The sequence below is a fragment of the Bacillus sp. IT-79MI2 genome, assembly GCF_949768135.1.
Taxonomy (GTDB): Bacteria; Bacillota; Bacilli; order Bacillales; family Bacillaceae_G; genus Bacillus_A; species Bacillus_A pseudomycoides.
This window is the reverse complement of the sequence record NZ_CATKPV010000056.1, coordinates 63,365-70,699: the sequence shown is the minus strand read 5'-3', so window position 1 is coordinate 70,699 and position 7,335 is coordinate 63,365. Positions and strand designations below refer to the sequence as shown.

Sequence of the window (7,335 nt, the reverse complement as noted above, 5' to 3'; positions counted from 1 at the left end):
ATATGCAATGGGGTTTATTTCAATTTTGCTAAGCGATCTACTAATTGCTCGCGCCAAGCTTCTGCTAGTTCTGGAACAGCAATAATTTTCTCCATTGCCTCTGTATCTTTCCGTCTATGAAAATATACTTCGTTAGAAAACAGAATAGAAACTTGATCTGGATGGCGCTCTAGTAGTTTCATTTGTGAGTCTTTGCGAACAACGCCTTCTTGAAGAACACGGCATAAATAGCCGGTATAACCGGTTTCTACAATGCGCGGTAAAATACCGGGGATGCCAACTCTTTTTGAGATGGTACTACACGGTATCCGGCCTTGTGTAATTTGAATGACAGCCTCACCTAATTGATATGTATCGCCGATGAAAATATCATGTTCTAACATATTTGTTACGGTAATATTTTCGCCAAATGCAGAGGGTGGGAGTGTTGTTTGAAATTCTTGTTCCCATAGCGCGTAATGTTCATACGGATAGACACAAACAGCGCGATCAGGTCCGCCGTGAAACCTTAGGTCAGCTACACCATCTCCAAGAAATCCGTCTTTTGATAGAAAGGCTTCTTCTGTAAGCTCTTTACAGATGCCTGTTGACATTTCTTTATTTTCTCCATATTGCATTTGTTTTGGTTTGCCAATGCTAAAGTGAACGAGTTTGATTCCCATATCATCTCTCCTTTACCAATTGATTTCAATATTATATCATTTCATAAATAAAAGCACAGAGAAGAATGAAACTCTCTGTGCTCTCATTTTAATAAACAAGAAATCCAGCGCGATCTAGCGCATCACAAGCAGCGTTTAATTTTTCTGTGGAATCTGCTTCAATTGTATGTAAGTGGATGCCATCTGTTAATTGAGATAGATAGGAAGCATTTGTATCTTCAATTTTTTGCAAATATTGTTCAACATCAAAACGATTACTCACCATAATAGAAGCTGTTAAGTCGCCGTATACAGGATGTTCTACTTTTACATCTTTAATTGTAACACCGTGGTCGACTAGCAATGTTAATTCTTGGCGTACTTCATCTGGTTTATGCTGGCAGACGATAACACGTTCAAATGTATTTTTCTTTGCTTGTGGTTTTAAATATAAATATCCTTGTGCAGTTGCGATAATTGGTTCGTTTCGCGCTTTTAGTAAGGAAATATCTTGTACGATGACTTGCCTGCTGACATTTGTTTTCCTAGATAATTCACTCCCGGATAACGGTTCGTTAGCAGCAAGGAGCCATTGTAAGATGAGCTGTCTTCTTTCTTCCCCTAAAATCTTTTTCTGGTCATTTTGTTTCATTATAATTTAACACCTCTATAAAATTGATTTCCAATTGTGCATAGTGCATGAATGGTTGTATCAATATGTTCTTTCGTTGTATGACGTCCAAATGAAAAGCGGACATACTGTTTTGCCTCTTCATACGTTTTTCCAATTGCAAGCATTGTTTTTGAAGGTTCTTGTTTGCCGACTTGACATGCGCTTCCTGTTGAAATGGCAATGCCATGGCGATTGCATTCTAACATCGTGTACTGACCTTCTATTCCCTTTATTGTAACCCCAATAATATGAGGTAAACAAGAAGTAGAATGTCCTTCTACTTGAATTTCAAGGGGAATTGCTTGTAATTGTTCTGTAAAATAGGATCGTAATTGCTCAAAACGAGCGCGTTCTTCTTCACGATCGTCCAATATATGCTCTGCTGCTGTCAGAAACGAAGCGATACCGGGAGCGTTAACTGTACCAGGGCGAAATCCTTTTTCATGAGATGTCCCTGGGAAGACTGGTTCCCAGCGAACTTGTGGGTTTATATAGCAAGCTCCGACACCCTTTGGTCCGTAAATTTTATGTGCGGAAACAGAAAGGCTATCAATTTGCATCGTTGTGACATCAATTGGGAGTTTACCAAATGTTTGTACACAATCTGTATGAAATAAAATATGGTGTTTTTTTAGTAGTGCTCCAATTTCTGAGATAGGTTGAACGGTTCCAATTTCAGAATTACCGTGCTGAATACTTGCTAAAACCGTATCGTCTGTAATTGCTGCTTCTAAAGCCTTAAGGTTAATAAGCCCGCATGAATCCACAGGAATTTCCGTGATTGTATATCGTTGCTTTGTTAATGACTGAAAGTAGCTGCGAATCGATGCGTGCTCCATTGGTGTTGTAAGTATGTGCTTGCCGCTTTTTGCATTTAAGAGCGACTGGATTGCAAGATAATTAGATTCAGAACCACCGCTTGTGAAAAATACGCCTTGTTCTTTTCCTCTAATCATTTGTGCAAGTGCTCCCCTGCAAACTTGTAGTAAAGACGAAGCTGTTCCTCCGATATCGTGTAAGCTTTGTTCATTACCGAAGTATTGCTGTGCTGCTTTCGTATATGTGTCAATAGCTTCTTTGCTCATTGGTGTTGTAGCTGCATAGTCAAGATATATCATAATGTATAGTCCTCTCTATAGTAGAGTTACATTCGTTTTTTAATTTTAAAGTATATAAATTCAAATTAAAAAACCGACATAAACCCTTTCTTTTTAGGTGGAAGAGAGCATCCGGCCGCGCATAGAAGCGGTCAGATCCTCTTCCTGCCCCATGCCAAGTAAAAACAGAGAGAGAAAATGAGTGTAAGTCCCCTTTTCTTCTTCGTAGCAGCGATTGATATGTCGAAAAAATAAAATGGATTTATATAGCATGAGAATTTCGTTAAACTCCTTGGTGAAAATATTACTTTCTAAAAAACTCTTGTCATTATTTTAAAACTATGTAAATATAGGTGTCAAGACAGTTGGGAAGTGTAAACTAGGAGGCAATGATCATGCCAAGTGCAGATGTCTTAATTATTGGAAGTGGTGTTGCAGCACTTAGTGTTGCGAAAGAGATTTGTCATGAAAAGAATGTGATGATTATCACAAAAAAAACAGGCCGCGATAACAATACACATTTAGCGCAGGGCGGAATTGCAGCAGCTGTAGCTACATATGACAATGTGAATGATCATTACGAAGATACGATAGCGGCCGGTTGTGGCTATAACAATGAAGAAGCAGTTCGATATTTAGTGGAAGAAGGGCCGAAAGAGATTCGTAAGCTCATTGCAAATGGGATGGAATTTGATGGAGATGAAAACGGGCCCCATCTTGGAAAAGAAGGTGCGCATCGAAACCGACGTATTTTACATGCTGGTGGAGATGCAACAGGACGAAATTTATTAGAGCATTTGGTTCAGGAAGTCGCTCCGTACGTTACAGTAGTGGAGCGAGAAATGGTGCTCGATTTAATTATAGAAAATGATACATGTAAGGGTGTTTTGACCCGTGATAGCGAAAGAAATATACATCGTTACTATGCTGAACATATTGTATTAGCTACAGGCGGTGTTGGAGGGTTGTATGCATTTACGTCTAACGACGAGACGATTACAGGTGACGGACTCGCGATGGTATACAGAGCTGGTGGCGAACTTGTTGATTTAGAATTTGTACAATTTCATCCAACGATGCTATATGTAGGCAGCCGTTGCTGTGGACTTGTTTCAGAAGCGGTACGGGGTGAAGGAGCTGTTCTGTTAAATGAAAAAGGACAGCGTTTTATGCTGGATGTACATCCGCAACATGATCTTGCACCGCGTGACGTAGTGGCACGTGCGATTCATGAACAGCTTCTTGCAGGTGAAAGTGTATACTTGGATATTTCTTCTATTCAAAACTTTGAAGAACGTTTTCCTACTGTATCGGCATTATGCAAAAAGAATGGTATAGATGTAAAACAAAATAGAATTCCAGTTGTTCCTGGTGCTCATTTTCATATGGGTGGCATTAAAACGAATTGTGATGGAGAAACATCTATTCCGCATTTATATGCTGTAGGTGAAGTAGCTTGTAACGGTGTGCATGGTGCAAACCGATTAGCGAGCAACTCATTGTTAGAAGGGCTTGTGTTTGGAAAACGAATGGGAACACATATTTTAGCTCATCCGGTACAAGAAAAGATAAATAATAGCGAAGAAATACATGGAATATCAAGAGTTCCTCAGTTACCTACGAAAAAAGAAATACAAAAACATATGATGACGTACGTAGGAATTGTACGAACAGAAAAGAGTTTATTATATGCGAAGCAATGGTTTGAACATTATCGTGTACAAAGTGTTCGAATACAATATGAAGCTTTTACAAATGAAGATATAACAATTATGAATATGCTAACAGTTTGTCAGCTCATTACAGAAGCAGCACTGCAAAGAAAAGAGAGCATAGGTGGTCATTATCGTGGTGATTATCCAAGACGAAATCAAGTAACGAAAAAAATTATTCTCGCTAATAGAAAATTACAACTTGTGTAATGAAGGGAAGAGGGATTGTATGAACGCGTTAAAGATAAGAAAAGCATTAGAAAGCTTTTTTCTAGAAGATATTGGAGAAAAAGATGTAACATCTCAGCTTATTTTTCCTGATAATTTAAGGGCAAAGGGAACGTTCCTTGCGAAAGATACAGGGGTATTCGTAGGGACAGCAGTAATTGAACAAGGATTTCGATTATTAGATGACAGCATTCAAATTACACTTCATAAAAAAGACGGAGATTTCGTAGGAAAAGGTGAGATTTTAGCAAGTGTCGAAGGACCAATTGCATCTTTATTAACAGTGGAGCGTGTAATTTTAAATATTATTCAACGCATGAGTGGTATAGCAACGATGACGCGCAAAGCTGTTCTGGCGCTAGAAAGTGATCATACACGTATTTGTGATACGAGAAAAACGATGCCAGGGCTTCGCATGTTTGATAAATATGCGGTTGTTTGCGGAGGCGGATATAACCATCGCTTCGGATTATACGATGGTGTCATGATTAAAGATAACCATATTGCTTTTGCAGGTTCTATTACAAACGCTGTTACATCTGTGAAAGAAAAGCTTGGACATATGGTGAAAGTTGAAGTGGAAACGGAAACAGAAGAACAAGTGCGCGAAGCGATTGCCGCAGGAGCGGATATTATTATGTTTGATAACCGTACACCAGAAGAAGTTCGTGAGTTTTCTAAAATTGTTCCAAGTGCAATTGTGACAGAAGCATCAGGCGGCATTACAATTGAAAATTTATCAAAATATGGTGGGGCAGGGGTAGATTATATTTCACTCGGATTATTAACACATTCTGTAAAGGCATTAGATATTAGCTTTAATATTGAAGTTTAAAGCGAGAGGGTTAGAGGGGGAGATTTCGGATGAGTATTTTAGAAAAAGTTCAGCTAATTGAAACGATGTTACCAGAGCGTTATCAAACGATGTCAGTGCAAGAAATGGAAGAGTGTGTTCGTGAAATTAAAGAAAAATTAGGGGAAGCATTATTTATTCCAGGGCATCATTATCAAAAGGATGAAGTTGTTCAATTTTCAGATGCTGCGGGAGATTCATTGCAACTTGCGCAAGTAGCGGCTAGCAATAAAGCAGCGAAATATATTGTCTTTTGCGGGGTGCATTTTATGGCTGAAACAGCAGATATGTTAACGGCCGATGAACAGATCGTTATTTTACCAGATATGCGTGCTGGCTGTTCCATGGCGGATATGGCAGATATCGAACAAACAGAACGAGCTTGGAACGAACTTACGCAGTTATTTGGGGATACGATGATTCCATTAACATATGTCAATTCTACGGCAGCTATTAAGGCATTTTGTGGACGAAATGGCGGGGCGACAGTAACATCTTCAAATGCAAAAAAAATGGTATCTTGGGCATTTACGCAAAAAGAGCGTCTTGTTTTTTTACCAGATCAACATTTAGGAAGAAATACAGCGTATGACCTAGGTATTTCATTAGATAAAATGGCGGTTTGGGATCCGCATACAGATTCATTAGAATATGATGGGAATATAGAAGATGTGAAGGTGATTTTATGGAAAGGTCATTGTTCGGTTCATCAAAATTTCACTGTGAAAAACATTGAAAGTGTGCGAAAAAATCATCCCGATATGAATATTATTGTGCATCCAGAATGCTGTTATGAAGTGGTAGCAGCTTCTGACTATGCAGGATCAACAAAATATATTATCGACATGATTGAACAAGCGCCATCTGGAAGTAAATGGGCGATTGGTACAGAGATGAATTTAGTCAATCGAATTCTTCATCAGCACCCTGATAAAGAAATCATTTCATTAAACCCTTTTATGTGTCCTTGTTTAACGATGAATCGTATTGATTTACCACATTTATTGTGGGTGTTAGAAACGATAGAGCGTGGAGAGGAAATCAATGTTATTCAAGTAGAGAAGCAGGTGACAAAAGAAGCAGTCCTTGCCTTAAATCGTATGTTAGAGCGTGTGTAAAAGCGACGGATTTCCGTCGCTTTTTTATTAAACATAATTAGCTAATTGCAGTCATACATTGTGTTGAGGGAATCATTGTATTTTTTCATATTCGTGCAATATTGTGTATGACTAAATGGTAAGAGCAAGAGTGTTAAATCATAGAGGACAGTTTCACTTTACATTATTTTGGCTTATAGATAAGTAATACAGGAGGGGGAAAATTTGAAAATTCATATCGTGCAAAAAGGGGATACCCTTTGGAAAATTGCGAAAAAGTACGGAGTAGATTTTGAAACGTTAAAAAAGGCGAATACGCAGCTTACTAATCCCGATCTGATTATGCCAGGTATGAAAATAAAAGTGCCATCTAGCAGTGTGCATGTGAAAAAAAATATGGGTGCTGGTTCAGCTCCTCCAAAAGAATATGTAAAAGAGGTACAACAAAAAGAATTTGCAGCGACACCTACGCCGCTTGGAATAGAAGATGAAGAAGAAGCACCATATCAATCTGTGCCGATTACGCAGCAACCGGCTATGCAGCAAACGCAAAAAGAAATGCCCATTCAAAAAGAAAAGCCGATTCAGAAAGAAGTACCAATCCAAAAAGAAAAACCGATTCAGAAAGAAATACCTATTCAAAAGCCGCCTGCCGTTGAAAAACCAGCTGTAATTGAAAAGCCACCAGTTGTAGAAAAGGTGGAGAAACCTGTGGAAAAAGAAAGCACAAAGTTTTCAGTAAATATATTACCACAGCCGCCACAACCACCCATTAAGCCTGCAAAAGACTATAAAATTTCAGATGTAATAAAAAAAGGAAGCGAGTTAATTGCCCCGCAAATTATTAATAAGATGAAACCGAACAATATAGTGTCACCACAAACGCAAAAAGAAAATGTAAGTAATATAGTGTCACCACAAACGCAAAAAGAAAATGTAAGTAATATAGTGTCACCACAAACGAAAAAAGAAAATGTAAGTAATATAGTGTCACCACAAACGAAAAAAGAAAATGTAAGTAATATAGTGTCACC

At 38.4% G+C, this 7,335-nt stretch carries 6 protein-coding genes and 1 pseudogene; 4 read left to right on the top strand and 3 right to left on the bottom strand.

Translation table 11 applies throughout. The features are described from left to right. Positions 1–14: 14 nt before the first annotated feature. The 3 genes from ACM6HU_RS12060 to ACM6HU_RS12050 all read right to left on the bottom strand — a co-directional run bounded on the left by ACM6HU_RS12060 (position 15) and on the right by ACM6HU_RS12050 (position 2,435). The gene (locus ACM6HU_RS12060) at positions 15–662 is read right to left on the bottom strand and encodes an MOSC domain-containing protein (protein ID WP_016116471.1); all 648 of its coding nucleotides are present in this window, start codon (positions 660–662) and stop codon (positions 15–17) included. Between the two features lie 88 nt (positions 663–750). After that, on the bottom strand, positions 751–1,293 hold the full coding sequence (locus tag ACM6HU_RS12055) for a transcription repressor NadR (RefSeq protein ID WP_016116470.1): 543 nt from the start codon (positions 1,291–1,293) through the stop codon (positions 751–753). Beyond that, complete coding sequence (locus ACM6HU_RS12050; RefSeq protein ID WP_033671518.1) at positions 1,293–2,435, bottom strand: IscS subfamily cysteine desulfurase; 1,143 nt, start codon at positions 2,433–2,435, stop codon at positions 1,293–1,295. The genes ACM6HU_RS12055 and ACM6HU_RS12050 overlap by 1 nt, the downstream gene beginning before the upstream one ends. A 371-nt stretch (positions 2,436–2,806) precedes the next feature. On the opposite strand from ACM6HU_RS12050, the gene nadB reads away from it, so the two are divergent. The 4 genes and pseudogenes from nadB to safA all read left to right on the top strand — a co-directional run. After that, positions 2,807–4,333 carry an L-aspartate oxidase gene (gene nadB, locus ACM6HU_RS12045; protein ID WP_242227436.1) on the top strand — a complete coding sequence of 509 codons (1,527 nt, stop codon included), beginning with the start codon at positions 2,807–2,809 and terminating at the stop codon, positions 4,331–4,333. A gap of 19 nt (positions 4,334–4,352) precedes the next feature. Further along, positions 4,353–5,186 (top strand): carboxylating nicotinate-nucleotide diphosphorylase, encoded by an 834-nt coding sequence (gene nadC / locus ACM6HU_RS12040; RefSeq protein WP_016116467.1) that lies wholly within the window; start codon positions 4,353–4,355, stop codon positions 5,184–5,186. Between the two features lie 29 nt (positions 5,187–5,215). Beyond that, on the top strand, positions 5,216–6,322 hold the full coding sequence (gene nadA, locus ACM6HU_RS12035) for a quinolinate synthase NadA (protein ID WP_016116466.1): 1,107 nt from the start codon (positions 5,216–5,218) through the stop codon (positions 6,320–6,322). Positions 6,323–6,526: 204 nt separating this feature from the next. Further along, a pseudogene (safA, locus tag ACM6HU_RS12030) lies at positions 6,527–6,695 on the top strand (SafA/ExsA family spore coat assembly protein); the annotation flags it as partial. Positions 6,696–7,335 lie beyond the last annotated feature (640 nt).